Raw genomic sequence first — 15899 nt, 5'->3', positions numbered from 1 at the left:
GTCGGTGCGTGACCCACCCGAGCGTGCCACGTCCGGCCGCGGCCGGGGGCCCCACCGCGCGCGACGCCGGGGCCGGCGGTGGGCCGGCCCCGGCGTCGCCGGGCGTGCGTCAGTAGGTCAGCCGGCGCAGGTAGCGGTAGCCGACGGCGGCGGTCTGCTGCGGGGTCACGTCCGGGGTGTCGTTCTCCACGATGTACTCCAGCACCTGGTGCCGGCGGAAGATGCGGGCGAAGTCGATCATCCCGGTGCCCAGGTCGGCCATGTCGCCGGTGGCCGGGTCGCGGTCCTTCACGTGGTACTGCAGGACCCGCTGCGGCGCGCAGCGGATCACGTCGAGCGCGAAGCCCTCCGGGTCCTCGAGGCCCTCACCGGAGTTGATGCCGCCGGTCACCGCCCAGTAGAGGTCGATCTCCAGGTGGACCAGGCGCGGGTCGAGTTCCTCGGTCAGCACGTCCCACGGGCGTCGGCCGTTGCCGAAGTCGATGGTGAACTCGTGGGCGTGGTTGTGGTAGCCGTAGCGCAGGCCGGCCTTGCGCGCCGCGGCGGCCTCGACGTTCATCTGCTCCGCCCACCGCTTCCAGTCGTCCTCCTTGTCGGAGTTCAGGTACGGCACCACCATGAAGCGCTGGCCCAGCGTGCGGGCGTTGGCGATCTTCTGTTCCAGCCCGGCCGCGTCGGCGGCGATGCCGTCGTGGCTGGAGCTGGCCTTGATGCCGATGCCGTCGAGGAACCGGCGCAGCTGCGCGGCGGTGCGCCCGAAGTAGCCCAGCGCCAGCTCCACCCGGGGGTAGCCGATCCGGGCCAGGTGGGCCAGCGTCGCGTCGTAGCCGGGTGAGCCGTTGAGCGCGTCGCGGACCGTCCAGAGCTGGATGCTGATCAGCTCCTTCGGCACGTGCCGCCGCCCGTGGTGGTGCCCGCCGGCCTGGGCGGCCGTCGCGCCGAGCCCGGAGGCCAGCCCGACGCCGGCCAGCGCCGCCAGCGAGCCGCGCAGCAGGTTGCGTCGGTCCAGGGACTGCCGCAGCGCGGCCTCCCCGTCGAATCCGTAGCACATGGTCGTTCTCCTTTTCGCGGGTCCTACGCGGAGGGGACCAGGACGACCTGGTCGGTGCCGGTCAGCGGGGGCAGGCCGTCGCTGCCGGCGTCGGTGTAGCTGGCGACGAAGACGCCGGTGAGGTTGTCGGTCTCCGGGTCGTGTCCCTCCGGGACGGTGGTGGTGATCGAGCCGGTGCACCCGCTGGCCGTGGTCTGCGGGTGGCCGTGGCTGTCGTGGCCGAGGATGTAGGTGACGGTGACCCGGGCGCAGTCCACCGGCTGGTCGTCGGTCACCCGCACCTGGAAGGTGACGGTGTCGCCGAAGGCGAACGGCTGGCCCTCGACCGGATCGACCAGCTCGACCACCGGCGGGGCGTTGCCGACCACGACCTGCACCTCGGTCGACGCGGAGCGGCCCACCTGGTCGGTGACCGTCAGCGTCGCCCGGTAGAGGCCGTTCTCCCGGTAGGTGAACGTCGGGTTCGGCGCGCGCGAGTCGACCCGGTCGTCGTCGTCGAGGTACCACTCGTAGCGCAGCCGGTCGCCGTCGGCGTCGGTGGTGCCCGCGCTGGAGAAGGTGACGGTCAGCGGGGCGACCCCGGCGGTGGGGGTGGCGGACGCCGCCGGCACCGGCGTGTGGTTGCCGGTGAAGCCGATGTGGTCGATCCGGGCGAGCTGCGCGTCCGGGTTCTCGCTGAAGTAACCGTCGCCGTACTCCAGCACGTAGAGCGCGCCGTCCGGGCCGAACTCCAGGTCCATCGGGTTGTCGAAGACGACCGAGGGCAGCACCGGCTCGATCCCGGTCACCGCGCCCCGCTTGTCCTGCCGGAAGGCCTTGACGTAGTCGCGGGTCCACTCGTGGAACAGCGGCAGCCCGTCGTAGTACGACGGCCAGGCCACCGCGGTGCGGCCCCGGGTGGCGCGGCGGTCGAAGTCGTACGCCGGGCCGGCCATCGGGCCGATGCCCCCGTCGCCGAGTTCGGGGAACTGTGGTGAGTCGCCGTACGTGTACGCCACCTGCGGCTGCTGCACCGGGGGCAGCTTGCGCAGCCCGGTGTTGTGCGGCGAGTCGTTGACCGGCGCGGCGCAGTCGAACGGCGCCCCGGACGTTCCGGTGGCGAAGTCGTGGTCGACGTAGGGCAGTTCCGCGGTGGCGCAGTAGGGCCAGCCGAAGTTGCCGGCCCGACGGGTGGCGAGCCACTTGCCGTGCCCGGCCGGCCCGCGCGTCGGGTCGGCCTCGCGGGCGTCGGGGGAGTAGTCGGCCACGTACAGCTCACCGGTGTTCCGGTTCACCTCGATCCGGAACGGGTTGCGCACGCCCATCAGGTAGATCTCCGGGCGGGTGCCGGCGGTGCCCCGGCGGAACAGGTTGCCGTCCGGGATCGAGTACGACCCGTCGGCGCCGACCCGGATCCGCAGGATCTTGCCGCGCAGGTCGTTGGTGTTGGCCGCGGTGCGCTGCGCGTCGTACGCCGGGTTGCGGCCCGGTCGTTCGTCGATCGGCGCGTAGCCGCCGGACTCGAACGGGTTGGTGTCGTCGCCGGTGGACAGGTAGAGGTTGCCCCTGGCGTCGAAGACGATGTCGCCGCCGACATGGCAGCAGATGCCCCGGTCGACCGGCACATCCAGGATCCTCTGCTCGGTGCGCAGGTCGAGGGTGTCCTTCACCAGCCGGAACCGGGACAGGCGCAGCACGCCCCGGAACGGCGCGAAGTCCGCCTCGGTGCCCCAGGCCGGGGCGTCGCCCTCGTTGACGTCGGGAGTGGCCGGGTCGTCGACCGGGGTGTCCATCGGCGGCGAGTAGTAGAGGTAGACCCAGTTGTTGCCGCCCCGGCCGAAGTTCGGGTCGACGGCGACGTTCTGCAGGCCCTCCTCGTCGTGCCGGTAGACGTCGAGCGTGGCGGCGACCGTGTTGCGGCCGGTGGCGGGGTTGTGCAGCCAGACCTCGCCGGCACGGGTCACGTGCAGCACCCGGCGGTCGGGCAGCACCGCCAGGTCCATCGGTTCGCCGGGATGGTCGTTGAGGGTCACCTTCTGGAAGGCGCTGTCCGGTGGTGGCGCGGCGGTGCCGGGGGCGGCGGTGGCGACGGTGGGGGTGGCGACGAGGGCCGTGACGGTGAGCGTGGCCACGGCGAGTGCGAGTCGTCCAGTCAACTGCCTCTCCTTGCTCGGGACGGGTCGGGCAGGTCGTGGGATGTGGCCGACGCTACAAAAGGCATGTCTATATGTCTATAGCTTTCAGTGCTTCTATCGGAACTTTCGTCCGCATCGGAGGAAAGTGGGGGAGTGTGGCATCCTCGGGGCCGTGGCCTTCTACGACGTCGCCCTCGTCCTGCTCGTCGACCGGGCCGGCGCGGTGCTGATGCAGCACCGCGACGGGAACACCACCGTGTCGCCGCACCAGTGGAGCCTGCCCGGCGGGAGCATCGAGCCGGGGGAGACGCCGGAACAGGCCGCCCGTCGGGAGCTACGCGAGGAGACCGGCCTGACCGCCGGCGAGTTGCACCTGCTGTGGAGCGGCCCCCGCCCCTACGAGGAGGGCTTCGGGCACGACGTCACCGTGTACGTCTTCCGCGGTGTCACCGACGCGCGGCAGGAGAACGTGGTGCTCGGCGAGGGGCAGGCCATGGTCTTCGTGCCCCGCGACCAGGTGCTCGACCGACCGCTCGCGATCAGCACCGCGAAGGTCCTGCCGCTGCACCTCGCGGACGCCTAACCCCCGGTCAGCGCCCCGGTCAACGCGCGGACGAACCGGGGGAGCACCTCGTCGTCGGGCAGGTGATCGGGGTTGATCTCGGTGACCGACAACCCGACGAACCGTGGGCTCGCCACCAGCTCCGCCAGCGTCGCCGCCGCCTCGGCCAGGCTGAGCCCGAACGGCTCCGGCACGTCGGCCAGCGGCGCGTCGACGAACCGCAGCACGTCCACGTCGAAGTGCACCACGAACCCGTCCGCCGCGCCCTCCGCCACGACCCGGGCCCGGCGTGCCGCCGCCCCCGGGTCGGCGTGCACCTCCTCGGCCGGCACGTAGGCCAGCCCCAGCTCCGCCACCAACTCCCGCTCGTGGTCTCCCCGGGGCAGCGAGTCCCCGTAGACCACCACCCGCTCCGGCGACAGCAGTGGCACACTCGGCCCGACCGCCGCCACCTCCGGCAGCGTCCCCGGCAGCCCGAGCAGGTGCGCCAGGCCGGTGGCGTCCAGGTTGCCGTTCGCCCGGGTCAGCGGCGTGTAGAGATCCGGCCCGCCGTCCACGTAGACCAGCGCCGGCGCCACCCCGGCCAGCGCGCACCCCGCCACCAGGCCGATCGTCACGGTGCAGTCGCCGCCGAGCACCAGCGGCGTCCGCCCCCGGCCCACCGCCGCCGCGACGCCCGCGGCCACCTCCGCGGCGACGCCGGCCACCGCGCCCGCGTTCTGACCCCGGGGGTACGCCGGATCCGGCCGCCACCGGAAGCCGCCCGTGTCGCCGGCGTCCTCCACGTCGACGGCCGTGCCCAGCAGGTCGAGCAGGCCGGCGGCGCGCAGGGCGGCCGGGGCGCGCTCGACACCGGGGGTGTGCGCGCCGGCGCTCGACGGCGCGCCGACGACCGTCCATCGGCGGGTTCCCATCCGCTCACCCTAACCGCGTCCACAGTCGACGTCCGCCCGTCCGGCGCCTGCCCCGGCCGGGCAGCTCCGCGACCGTGCGCCCGGTGCCGAACCGGCGCCGCCGCCGGGCAGCCCCGCGAGGGCTCGCCCCGCGCCGGGCGGGGTACGGCCCACCGCCCCCTGTCGAGCTGATATCGGTAACGACTCACCTACCGTCGCGGCGCAGAACCAGCAGGTCCAGCGCGTCGATCACCGGTCCGACCTCGACCCGGGCGGCCTCGCGGAGACGCGCCGTCCCGGCGGCGTACTCGTCGTCGGTGATCAGCTGAAGCGGGGTGTGCGCCTCCCGCCGCAGGCCGGCGGCCGCCTCCCGCAGCGACGGCGCGGTGACCTGCGGAACCGGCTCGACCGCGACGGTGGCGAACCCGGCGGCGGCGAAGGCGGCTTCCACGTCGGCGATGCCGGGGTAGGAGTCGAGCACGCGGATCGCCTCCGGGAAGAAGCGGAACAGGGTGATCGCCTCGTGCCGCCCGGCGAATGCGGACCGGATCAGCACGGGTTCGCCGGGCCGCAGCACCCGGCGCAGCTCGCGCGCCGCGGCGGCCAGGTCGGGCACGTGGTGGATGACGGTGGACAGCCACACGCCGTCGAGGCTCCGGTCGGCCAGCGGGATGTTCCGGGCGTCGCCCGCGACGAGTGGGGCGAACGCGCAGCGGGCGCGCATCGCCGCCGACGGCTCGACGGCGACGACCTCGACGCCGGGGAACCAGGTGGTGAAGGCGCGGGCCCAGCTGCCGGTGCCGGCGCCCAGGTCGAGCACCCGCATGCCGGGACGCGGGTCGAGGTGGCGGGTGACGGCCGCGCGCCAGGCGGTGAGGCCGTCGTCGGGGAGGTGACGGGTCGCGGCGAACGCCTCGGCGTCCGCGTCGTGGTACGCGATGCGGGCCATGCCGTCGAGCCAACTACGCGATCGTCCGGCGGGGCAAGCACTGTGGCGCACCACGCACGGTGTGGTGGTCAGGTGCTCGCGGCCCCTCACCGACCGTGCCGGGGTTGTATTCTGCCGCGTCGTAGGGTCTGCTCACCGAGGCCCCGGGGGTAGCGGGTGAGGTATCAGATCCACTTCGAGGGCGAGCTGCCGGCGGATGCCCTCCGCCGGTTCCTGCACCAGGAGTACGGCGTCGCGTCGGAGGCCGTCTACGTCGGGCGGATCGAGGACCGGGCCGTGGACGATCCGCGCCCGGTGGCAATGCTGACGCCACCCGACGAGGACGAGGGCTTCGGCTGGATCCTGACCGGTGACACCGCACTCGCCGACGCCACCGGCCAGGGCGAGCGGGACCTCGCCGTCACCCTGGCCCGGACCTTCGGCGTACGGGCGCTCGTCGACGACGGCAGCATCCATCCCGACCGGTGGCTGCTGGTCAGCACCGACGGCAGCAGCGGCCGGGTGCTGACCGACGAGGATGCCGCCGCCGACGGGGACCTGCGGATCGTGCACGCGCTGGAGCCGATCAGCGGGGAGCCGCAGCTCGCGGTCGTACCGCCGCCGGAATGGACCCGGGACTGGTGATCCGGCCGGCCGCCGTTCCGGCGGCGGGGACGGTGGTCGGTGACCGGTGCACCGGTCACCGTGCGAGCGTTCCGCCGTCGCCGACCGGGAAGAACCGTCGCCGGGCCGGGCTCAGGCGGGAAACGGCCCCGCCCGCAGCAGCGCGCCCGGGAGCTGCTTACCGAGTCTGCGTTCCAGCCAGGAGGCGGTCGAGGTGATTGTCCCCAGGTCAAGACCGGTGGACCGCCCCATCCGGTCGAACAGGTAGACGAGATCCTCGGTGGCGACGTTTCCGGTCGCCGCCGGCGCGAACGGGCAACCGCCTGCTCCGCCGATGCTGGCGTCGAGGGTGGTGACGCCCGCCCGGACCGCCGCGACCGCGTTGGCCACGCCGGTGTGCCGGGTGTCGTGCAGGTGCAACCGCAGTGGCGTCCGCGATTCCGTGACCTCCCGGGCGAGCGCCAACCGGTCGGTGACGTCGGACGGTACGGCCACCCCGATGGTGTCGGCGAGAGCCAGCTCGTCGGGGCCGGTGTCCCGCACCCGCGCGAGCACCTCCCGCAACCGGGACAGCGGAACCTCGCCCTCGAACGGGCATCCGAACGCCGCGCCGACGGTCACCGTCGTGAACACCCCCGCCGCGCCGGCCGTCCGCACCAGCTCGGCCGCCGTGTCGCACGCCTGCGCCGTGGTCATGCCCTGGTTGCGGCCGCAGAAGGTGTCCGTGGCCACGACGACGACGTTGATCTCGTCGACGCCCGCGACCAGGGCCCGGTCCAGGCCGCGGCGATTCATGACCAGGCCCGCGTACCGGACGGCGTCGTGGCGGGGGAGCGCGGCCATCAGCTCGTCCGCGTCCGCCATCTGAGGGACCCGGGCGGGGTTGACGAAGCTGGTCACCTCGACCCGTCGGGCGCCCGCCCGTACCGCCCGGTCGACGAGCTCGATCTTGTCGTCGGTGGTGAGGACCGTCGCCTCGTTCTGCAGGCCGTCGCGGGGCGACACCTCCACGATGTCGATGCCGGCTGTCATCGGTCCTCCGACAGGTAGGCGACGGCGTCGGCCTCGCTGATCACCTCGGCGTACTTGGCCTGCAGGTCGGTCAGGCTCGCCTCGTGCGGGCCGGCGGCGCGGTCCGCGACCGCCTCCCGGACCACCAGCGGGACGAAGCCGTGCTGTATCGCGTCCACCGCGGTGGCGCGTACGCAGCCGCTCGTGCTGACGCCGATGAGCACGACGGTGTCGACGTGCGCCGCGCGCAGGGTGGACGCCAGGGACGTGCCGAAGAAGGCGCTGGCGTACTGCTTGACCAGGACCAGTTCGTCGTCGGCGGGGCAGACCTGCGGCATCGGTTGCCCCATCGCGCCACCGCCGTCGAAGAGCTGCCGGAGGGCGGGGACCTTCCGGACGAACAGACCTCCGTCGACACCGCCGGGCCCGTAGGCGACGCGGGTGTGCAGCACGGGGATCCGGTGGCCGCGGGCCGCGGCGACGACCCGGCCGGCCGACCGCAGGCAGTCGGTGGACGGCAGGCACAGCGGGCTGGCCGGGTCGAAGTAGGCCCGCATCAGGTCGATGACGAGCACGGCGGGACGGGCGCCGGGCGGGAGCGCACCCCCGAATCCGTCCTCGCCGGCGGCCGGCGCGGGGCTCATCGGGCGACGGGCGGCCGGGGAGCGGGAAGGCCCGTCTCCTCCAGGCACCGGTCCAGGACCGTCCCGATCGGCGGCCCCATGTCGAACGTGGGCAGGGGGTCGGGGCGTCCGCGGCGCAGCTCGGCCCGTACCTCCTCGGTGGCCGCGACGTCGACGGCGCCGGCCTCGTCGCAGACCACGCCGTAGCGACGGGCGCCCGCGGGGGTGACCAGGCCCCGGCGGACCTCGAGGCCGACCAGTTCCGGGTCGCGGGCGAGCGGGTCGCCCCAGCCGCCGCCGCCCCAGGTGACGAAGTGCAGCACGTCGCCCGGGGCCACGGGCACGTCGTGCACCTTGCTGCCCAGGATCTCGGTGCGGCCGTCGGCGCGTTCGAGCCACTTGCGGCCACGGGCGCCCGGCTCGCCGCCGTTGACGCCCCACGGGTACGTCAGCCAGCGGTCGTCGTGGATCGCGATCGTGCCGGCCTCCAGGAACCGGTAGGCCACGTCGACGCCGTTGCCGCCCCGGTGCAGTCCGGCGCCGCCGGTGTCCGCGACGGTCTCCCAGCGTTCGACGCGCAGCGGGTAGTAGGACTCCAGGTACTCGCACGGGATGTTGACGAACGACGGCCACAGCGAGTGGCCGTCCGGGCCGTCGCCCACGGGCCGGCCCGGGATGCCGCCGAACCCGATGGAGTAGAGCTGGAACCATTCGCCCTTGCGCTCTCCGGGCCCGTAGGTGCCCGAGTACATGAAGTGCGGTGACGACGAGAATCCGGCGGCGTTGAGCAGCCCTGGGTTGGTCTGGCCGAGCAGGCCGCCGAACAGGTCGAAGACGCGCCCGATGCCGTGGTTGCGCGCGTTGAGGGCGGCGGGGTACGCGGGCTTCCAGAACGAGTCGTCGGGGATCGTGACGTCGACCAGCGGGTAGAAGCCGTCGTTCCAGAGGATCTGCGGGTCGGCGACGGTGATCATGTAGATGCCGAAGAACATCCGGACGAGGTTCTCGTTGATGTAGTAGTTGATCGGTCCCTGCGCCTGCGGGCTGCTGCCGGTGAAGTCCAGCAGCACCTTGTCGCCGGTGCGGGTCAGGCTGAGCTTGAGTTCGTAGGGCCCGTAGCCGAGCCCGTCGTCGCAGATGTAGTCGGTGAACGAGAGCGTCTCGCCCTCGGCGAACACCGTCTCGAGCAGCACCTTCATGGCCCGGTAGTTGCGGTCGAGGAGCTGGTCGAGCGCGGAGTCGTAGGTGTCGACCCCGAACCGGGCGCACATCTCCTGGACCCGACGGGAGGCGGTCCGGCAGGCCGCGACGATCCCGTTGAGGTCCGCGCGGTTCCAGTCGGGCTTGCGCACCTGGTTGAGGATGATCCGCAGGGCGTCCTCGGCGAGCACACCCTTGCGGTACAGCTTGAAGGGCGGGATGACCACGCCCTCCTCGAAGATGGTGCGGGCGTCGGTCGGCATCGACGCCGGGGTCTTGCCGCCGACGTCGGACATGTGCCCGAACATCGCCGCCCAGCCCACGATCCGTCCCTCGAAGAAGATGGGCAGCACCACGAGCCAGTCGTTGGCGTGGCTGATCGCGGCCCCGCAGGAGTACGGGTCCGACGTCAGCAGGACGTCGCCCTCCTCGATGTCACCGTCGAAGTTCTCCAGGAAGTCGGGGATGGACAGCCCGAACTGTCCCACCATCATCTTTCCGTCCCGGTTGGCGATCAGCGGGAACTCGTCGTGCTGCTCCCGGATTCCCGGCGACAGCGCGGTCCGGAAGAGCACCTCGTCCATCTCGTAGCGGGCGTTGCGCAGCCCGTTCTCGATCAGGTCGAGGGTGACCAGGTCGACGTCCACGGAGCGAAGTGGTCCGGTAGCGGTCTCGATGAGGCGTGCCATGGTCAGCTCTCCGTGGGGGTGTCGACGGGACGGATGAGGAGGCTGCCACTGGGGTGCACGGTGGCCGTGTGACCGGGCAGCACGAGGGTCGTAGAGTCCATCTCGGTGATGATCGCCGGGCCCGGTACGACGTCGCCCGCGCGCAGCAGGGCCCGGTCGTAGCCGCCGGCCTCGACCTCGGCGCCGTCGACCCAGATCCGGTGTTGGGCCCGCAGCGCGGTGCTCGGGTCACCGTCTCCGGGTTCGAGTTCGGGCGCGGCGACCTGCGGCCGCGGACCGTGCGCGGTGGCCCGGACGGTCACCAGTTCGTGCTCGGCGTCGAGGACGAAGGAGAACAGTCGCTGGTGATCGGCGTCGAACGCCGACCGCAGGGCGGCGAGCCCACCGCCGGTGCCGTCGAAGGCGTCGATGTCGACGGCCACGGGGATCTCGAAACCCTGGCCGTGGTAGCGCAGGTCGGCGGAGTAGACGACCCGCTGCTCGCCGGTGGGTACGCCCTGCTCGGCGAGGGTGGCGCACGCCTTGCCGGCGAGTTCGTCGAGGACGGCGCGCAGGCTGGCATCGGTGAGTTCGCCGAAGCGGCGCACCAGCGTGCGTACCGACTCGTCGCGCAGGTTGGTCGTCGCGTCGCCGTAGGCGCACAGCACCCCGGGCGACGGCGGGATGATCACCGGCCAGGCACCGGTCAGCCGGCCCAGGGCGTTGGCGTGCAGCGGACCGGCTCCACCGAAGGCCACCAGCGCGTAGTCGCGCGGGTCGAAGCCCTGCTGCACCGACACCAGCCGCAGCGCGCCGAACATGTTCTCGTTGACGATGTCGACGATGCCCGCGGCGGCGGCCTCCACCGACTCCAGCCCGGTGGCGTCGGCGATCGACTTCACGGCCGCCCGCGCCGCCGCCCGGTCCAGCGTGATCTCGCCCCCGGCCAGGTCGGTGGGCAGGTAGCCGAGCACGACGTTCGCGTCGGTCACCGTCGGCTGGTCGCCGCCGGCCGCGTACGCGGCCGGACCGGGGGCGGCGCCGGCCGACTGCGGGCCCACCCGCAGCGCCTGGGTCAGCGGGGGCACGTGGGCGATGGACCCGCCTCCGGCGCCCACCGTCCGAACGTCGACGGAGGTGGCCCGGACCTTCAGGTCCCCGACGGTGGTCTCCCGACCCACCCGCGGCGACAACCCCTGGACCAGGGCGACGTCGGTGGAGGTGCCGCCCATGTCGAAGGTCAGGAAGTCCCGGTAGCCGGCCTGCTCCGCCACCCAGGTCGCGCCGGTCACTCCGCCGGCGGGGCCGGACAGCAGCAGGTTCACCGGGTTGTCCGCGGCGACGGCCGCGGAGACCAGACCGCCGTCGCTGCGCAGGATGCACAGCCGTCCGGCCACCCCCGACTCGCGCAGCTGCGCCTCGAGGTTCGCCACGTAGCGCGCCACCTGCGGCTGCACGGCGGCGTTCGCGACGGTGGTGATGGTCCGCTCGTACTCGCGCAGCTCCGGCAGCACCGACGACGACAACGACACCGGTACGCCCGGAAGCTCCTCGCCGGCCAGCTCGGCCACACGACGCTCGTGCTCCGGGTTGGCGTAGGAATTGATGAGGCTGACGCTCAACGCCTCGATGCCCTGCGTACGCAGCCGGCGCAGCTTCGCGCGGACGTCCGCCTCGTCCAGGTCGGTCACCACCGCGCCGTCGGCGCCGATCCGGCCGCGCACCTCCACGGTGTCCTCCAGGGCCGCCAGCGGCTCCGGCTTCGGCCAGATGATCCAGCCGGCGAGGCCCCCCGGCACGAACGACCGGGCGATCTGGAGCACCTGCCGGAAGCCCTCGGTGGTGACCAGCCCGACCCGCGCGCCCTTGCCCTCGAGGATCGCGTTCGTGGCGACCGTGGTGCCGTGGAACACCTCGGCGATCTCCGACATGGGCACGCCGGCCGCCGCGCAGGCCCGCTCGATGCCCCGCAGCACCCCGACGGACTGGTCCTCGGGGGTGGAGGAGGTCTTGGCCCGGTAGGTGTCTCCCGTCGCCTCGTCGATCAGCAGGATGTCGGTGAACGTTCCCCCCACGTCCACACCGAGCCGGTAGGTCATGGTTCCTCCTCAGATGACGCCGGCGGAACGCAGCGACGCGATCGCGCCGTCGTCGAGTCCCAGCAGGTCGCGGTAGATGTCTTCGGTGTGCTCGCCGAGTTCGGGGCCGACGTGCCGGACCCGGCCCGGGCTGTCGGAGAGCTTGGGTACGACGTTGTGCATGGCGAACTCGCCCAGGTCCGGATGGGTCAGCCGGACGATCGCCTCCCGGGCGGCGAAGTGCGGGTCCGCGAACATGTCCCGGGCCCGGAAGATGCGGCCCGCCGGCACGCCGTGCCCGTGCAGCCGTTCGAGCAGCTCGTCGGAGGTGAGCGTGGAGCTCCACTCGGCGATCAGGTTGTCCAGCTGCGCCATCCACCGCCCGCGGGCGCCGTGCGTGGCGTACCTCTCGTCGGTGGCCAGCTCGGCCCGGCCCATCGCCTCGGCGAGGCGGCGGAACACCGTGTCCTGGTTCGCCGCGATCAGCACCATCTCGCCGTCGGCGGTCGGGTAGACGTTGCTCGGGGACACGTTCGGCAGGGTGGTCCCGGTCCGCTCCCGCTGGTAGCCGGCGATCTGGTACTCCGGGATCAGCGACTCCATCATCGCCAGCACGGCCTCGTAGATGGCCGAGTCGACCACCTGGCCCCGGCCGGTGCGTCCGCGCTGGTGCAACGCCACCAGGGTGCCCAGGCAGGCGAACGTCGCCGCCAGGGAGTCGCCCAGGGAGACGCCGGCTCGGGCCGGGGGACGGTCGGGGTCGCCCGTCACGTACCGGATCCCGCCCATCGCCTCACCGATCGAGCCGTATCCGGCGCGGGAGGAGTAGGGGCCGGTCTGGCCGAAGCCGGTCACCCGGGTGATGACCAGGCCGGGGTTGATCTCCCACAGGCGCTCCGGGGCCAGGCCCCACCGCTCCAGCGTGCCCGGCCGGAAGTTCTCGATCAACACGTCCGCCCGGGCGACGAGCCGGCGGACCAGGTCCTGTCCCTCGTCGGTCCGCAGGTCCGCGGTCACGGACTTCTTGTTCCGCGCCACCACCGGCCACCAGAGCGACTTCCCGTACGGCTTCTCGCGCCCCCACTGCCGCATGGGGTCGCCCCGGCCCGGGTCCTCCACCTTGATCACCTCGGCGCCGAAGTCGCCCAGGAGCTGGCCGCAGAACGGCCCCGCCAGCAGCTGGCCGAGCTCGATCACCCGGATGTCGTCAAGCGGCAGTGGAGTGCTCATGGACCCCTCAATCAGCGTCTTTTGCATGCAATCAGCCTGCCCTGTGACCGGCGCTACATCGGGCTGTGCGGGAAAAATAGGCTCGTGACGCTTGCGGTGTCAATGGTCCGTGGGCTCATTGCATACAACCTGGCGCGTTGTTACCGTGCGGAGCATCATGAGTGACCGCACCGGGCTGCGGGAGGCCGACAACGGCCACGCCGCCGACCACGCCTACCGGCTGATCCGGGACCAGATCCTGTCCGGGCAGCGGTCAGCCGGCGAGTGGCTTCGTGAAGGCGAGCTGGCCGAGTCGGTCGGGGTGAGCCGGACGCCGGTCCGCGAGGCGCTCCGGCGGCTCACCGCCGAAGGGCTGGTCCGGCACGAACGCAACCGCGGCGTGCAGGTCCAGGCCTGGAGCATCCACGACCTCGACGAGATCTTCGGCCTGCGGTCCGTGCTCGAGCCCTGGGGCTGCCGACTGGCGGCCGTCACCGGCACCGTCGACCTGGCCGCGCTCGACGCGCTGGCCCACCGGATGGACGAGGTCGCGCCGGGCGGACGACCGACCGACGTGGACGAACTCACCGAGCTGAACAACCAGTTCCACCGGACGATCCTCGAGGCGTCCGACAACAGCCGCCTGGCCGGCGTGGTCTCCTCGGTGATCCAGATGCCGCTCGTCTGGCGGACGTTCTCCCACTACAGCCCCGAGGCCCTGCGCCGCAGCCTGGCTCACCACCACGAACTGGTGGCGGCGCTCACCGCCGCCGACCCCGACTGGGCGGAATCGGTCATGCGCAGCCACGTACGGGCGGCATGGCACTCCATCCGCCCCGGTCACGACATGTGAGGCGGTACAGCTCGTGCCGGGTGGCCGTCGTCGGGGTGTCGGCGGTCAGGACACCGCCGAAGAACGCCCCCGCTCGGGTTCCGAATACCGCCTCATTGCTGCGGTGTCGGCTGCGGCATCCCACTCCGCCTGCCACCTCTGGTCCAGCCGTTCAGGGACGAACCACCGGGCCAGGGGCGCCTCAGCCGTGCATCGTGGCTTCGTCGACGACGGGTTCGTACGTCGTCTCTACCAGCCGCTTCACCTGGACCAGGGAAGCCAGATAGGCGCGCGTCTCGGGGTCTGTGGAGTAGAGGACGGTGCCGCGCATGCCTCGGGTCATCAACACCTTGTAGGTGTTCCGGATCAGTCGGTCCGCCTCGAAGTCGCTGAGCTGCTTCCGACTGCGGAAAGCCGGGTCCTTCGACTCGGTCCGCCTGGTCACCAGCCGGCCGTCGCGGGCAATCAGGTCCGGCCCGACGATCACGCCCGACCATTCGTACTCGAAGCCCTGGGCCGTGTAGACGCACCCCACCTGACCGAAGCCGTTCGGGTCGGTGGCCCAGAATGCGCTACCCGGCGCGTCACCGACGCTACGGTCGCTCTTGACGTTCCAGGGCCCGCGAGCACCACGTCGACCCGCTTGCTCGTCAGCGGTAGCTGGTACTCGGCCAGTACCTCCACCTGACCCAGGCCGGCGTCGGCCAGATCCTGCCCGAGCACCGTGAGACTGCGCTCCCATGACCGGCGTTCGGCCGCACTCACGTTGTGCCCGATGTGGTCCGCGATGCGGTCGGCCAGGCCACCGTCGGTCGTGAGGCGCAGCAGGCCGTCGGCGGAGGTGCGGAACGCAGACAAGACTTGCCCCCGGGCAGCACGAAGTGATCGTGCGCATGGGGGGCATGTCCGGTTGCGGCCGGAAGCCCGTCGCTACGCGCCTGTACGGGTGGACTGTATCGAAGAGATCATTTCCTCGCACGCTCCGCTACCGCTTCGTCGCGGAGCCTCTCACCTCGTCGACGGGATAGCGGATGGCGACCTCGGCCAGTTTGGTGACGGCTGCCTCCCGAAGGTCGATGCCGAGAACGTCCGCCAGCCGCGTCAGGTAGATCATGACGTCACCGACCTCCGCGCGGACCCGGGCCTCTGCCTCCGGATCGCCCATCACGGCGTTCGCCTGTTCCGGGGTCAGCCACTGGAACTCGGCCACCAGTTCGCCGACCTCGCCGGCCAGGGCCATGACGAGGTTCTTGGGGGTGTGGAACTGTTGCCAGTCCCGTTCCTCGGCGAACTCTCGCACCTGAGCTGTCAGGTCGTCCACCGCGGCAGTCTGTCACGGATGTGCGGGACGACCTGACGTGGCGGCGGGTCACGGACTGACGACCGTCGAGCAAGCCGTGCATGCGGGTGGGCGTGACCACGACGGCGATCTCGTCGATCGTGGGGTCAGCAACGTGTGCGTGCGCCACGTAGGGTGGGCTTCGGACGTCTCCCCGTAACCGGAGTGCATCTTGAGCCTGAAGTACTACCTCTATCTGTCGCATCTCAAGGTCGGGCTCCTGGCCGCACAGGTCGCCTCCTCCGCGCAGCACGAGACCGAGCTCGCCGTGGACCTCAAGGTCGTCCGCTACAGCCGCAAGGCGGTGCTGCCCGAGCGCCACGACCTCGACAAGCTGGAGAAGGTGATCCGGCACCTGCAGGACGCCGACCAGATCGGTGCCGCGTACGAGGACCGCCCCTACGTGCAGGCCTGTGTGGAGATGCGCTGGCAGGTCTTCCCGACCGCCGGCATCGTGGTCTTCGCGGGGACGCTCGACGACCAGGTCGTCGTCCTCGGCGGGTCGGCGTCGCACGTGGTCGGTGGCGGTGACGCCGAACCGGTGGGGTCGGTCCCGCCGTACCTGTTCCGCAAGCTCCGGGACCTGCGGGGCGACCCGGGCGAGTTCGACGACGAGCGTTTCCACGAGTCGTTGGCGCAGATCGGGGCCGCTCTGCCGGGGCCGGCGCAGCGGGTGGAGTTCGTCGCGAAGCGGCTGGCCGAGAAGCCGGGCCCGAACGGCACGCTGCTGGGCAGCCCGATCTACGTGGCGCTCGTCGACTAGGGCT

General features: G+C 72.1%; 15 protein-coding genes. 4 read left to right on the top strand and 11 right to left on the bottom strand.

Features of this window, described 5'->3' with window-relative positions; genetic code table 11:
• Nucleotides 1-109: 109 nt before the first annotated feature.
• Nucleotides 110-1051 (bottom strand): sugar phosphate isomerase/epimerase, encoded by a 942-nt coding sequence (locus COO58_RS11480; RefSeq protein ID WP_098744920.1) that lies wholly within the window; start codon nt 1049-1051, stop codon nt 110-112.
• A gap of 23 nt (nt 1052-1074) precedes the next feature.
• On the bottom strand, nt 1075-3186 hold the full coding sequence (locus COO58_RS11475) for a PQQ-dependent sugar dehydrogenase (protein ID WP_255292589.1): 2112 nt from the start codon (nt 3184-3186) through the stop codon (nt 1075-1077).
• Nucleotides 3187-3337: 151 nt separating this feature from the next.
• Between COO58_RS11475 and COO58_RS11470 the strand changes: the two genes are divergently transcribed.
• On the top strand, nt 3338-3748 hold the full coding sequence (locus COO58_RS11470) for an NUDIX domain-containing protein (RefSeq protein WP_098744919.1): 411 nt from the start codon (nt 3338-3340) through the stop codon (nt 3746-3748).
• Here COO58_RS11470 and COO58_RS11465 read toward each other — a convergent pair.
• Nucleotides 3745-4641, bottom strand: a complete 897-nt coding sequence (locus COO58_RS11465; protein ID WP_098744917.1) for an arginase family protein — start codon at nt 4639-4641, stop codon at nt 3745-3747. The genes COO58_RS11470 and COO58_RS11465 overlap by 4 nt on opposite strands.
• Nucleotides 4642-4825: 184 nt before the next feature.
• Nucleotides 4826-5569 carry a class I SAM-dependent methyltransferase gene (locus COO58_RS11460; protein ID WP_091574719.1) on the bottom strand — a complete coding sequence of 248 codons (744 nt, stop codon included), beginning with the start codon at nt 5567-5569 and terminating at the stop codon, nt 4826-4828.
• Nucleotides 5570-5725: 156 nt separating this feature from the next.
• Here COO58_RS11460 and COO58_RS11455 point away from each other — a divergent pair, with 156 nt between their 5' ends.
• Nucleotides 5726-6193 (top strand): hypothetical protein, encoded by a 468-nt coding sequence (locus COO58_RS11455; protein WP_091574715.1) that lies wholly within the window; start codon nt 5726-5728, stop codon nt 6191-6193.
• A 111-nt stretch (nt 6194-6304) separates the two neighbouring features.
• Here COO58_RS11455 and COO58_RS11450 read toward each other — a convergent pair whose 3' ends face one another.
• From COO58_RS11450 to COO58_RS11430, 5 genes are read right to left on the bottom strand one after another with little or no spacing between them, the layout of a single operon-like run.
• A complete protein-coding gene (locus tag COO58_RS11450; protein WP_091574712.1) occupies nt 6305-7204 on the bottom strand; it encodes a hydroxymethylglutaryl-CoA lyase in 900 nt (299 codons plus the stop codon).
• Nucleotides 7201-7827 (bottom strand): isochorismatase family protein, encoded by a 627-nt coding sequence (locus COO58_RS11445; protein WP_098744916.1) that lies wholly within the window; start codon nt 7825-7827, stop codon nt 7201-7203. Before COO58_RS11445 ends, COO58_RS11450 begins: the two co-directional genes overlap by 4 nt.
• The gene (locus COO58_RS11440; RefSeq protein ID WP_098744914.1) at nt 7824-9695 is read right to left on the bottom strand and encodes a hydantoinase B/oxoprolinase family protein; all 1872 of its coding nucleotides are present in this window, start codon (nt 9693-9695) and stop codon (nt 7824-7826) included. The genes COO58_RS11445 and COO58_RS11440 overlap by 4 nt, the downstream gene beginning before the upstream one ends.
• Before the next feature lie 2 nt (nt 9696-9697).
• Nucleotides 9698-11773, bottom strand: coding sequence for a hydantoinase/oxoprolinase family protein (locus COO58_RS11435; protein WP_098744913.1), 2076 nt, complete (start codon nt 11771-11773; stop codon nt 9698-9700).
• A 9-nt stretch (nt 11774-11782) separates the two neighbouring features.
• A complete protein-coding gene (locus tag COO58_RS11430) occupies nt 11783-12982 on the bottom strand; it encodes a CaiB/BaiF CoA-transferase family protein (RefSeq protein WP_176558790.1) in 1200 nt (399 codons plus the stop codon).
• Nucleotides 12983-13139: 157 nt separating this feature from the next.
• Here COO58_RS11430 and COO58_RS11425 point away from each other — a divergent pair, with 157 nt between their 5' ends.
• Nucleotides 13140-13814 (top strand): GntR family transcriptional regulator, encoded by a 675-nt coding sequence (locus tag COO58_RS11425; RefSeq protein WP_091574694.1) that lies wholly within the window; start codon nt 13140-13142, stop codon nt 13812-13814.
• A gap of 181 nt (nt 13815-13995) precedes the next feature.
• On the opposite strand, the gene COO58_RS11420 is transcribed toward COO58_RS11425, so the two are convergent.
• Nucleotides 13996-14535 (bottom strand): DNA/RNA helicase domain-containing protein, encoded by a 540-nt coding sequence (locus COO58_RS11420; RefSeq protein WP_245666411.1) that lies wholly within the window; start codon nt 14533-14535, stop codon nt 13996-13998.
• Between the two features lie 243 nt (nt 14536-14778).
• Nucleotides 14779-15114, bottom strand: coding sequence for a nucleotide pyrophosphohydrolase (locus tag COO58_RS11415; RefSeq protein ID WP_098744910.1), 336 nt, complete (start codon nt 15112-15114; stop codon nt 14779-14781).
• Between the two features lie 190 nt (nt 15115-15304).
• Here COO58_RS11415 and COO58_RS11410 point away from each other — a divergent pair, with 190 nt between their 5' ends.
• Complete coding sequence (locus COO58_RS11410; RefSeq protein ID WP_091574687.1) at nt 15305-15895, top strand: SAVMC3_10250 family protein; 591 nt, start codon at nt 15305-15307, stop codon at nt 15893-15895.
• The last annotated feature ends 4 nt before the right edge of the window (nt 15896-15899 follow it).

The sequence above is a fragment of the Micromonospora sp. WMMA1996 genome, from assembly GCF_002573675.1.
Classification (GTDB): domain Bacteria; phylum Actinomycetota; class Actinomycetes; order Mycobacteriales; family Micromonosporaceae; genus Micromonospora; species Micromonospora sediminicola.
Note: the sequence above shows the minus strand (reverse complement) of the source record. Positions and strands in the feature narration are given on the sequence as shown.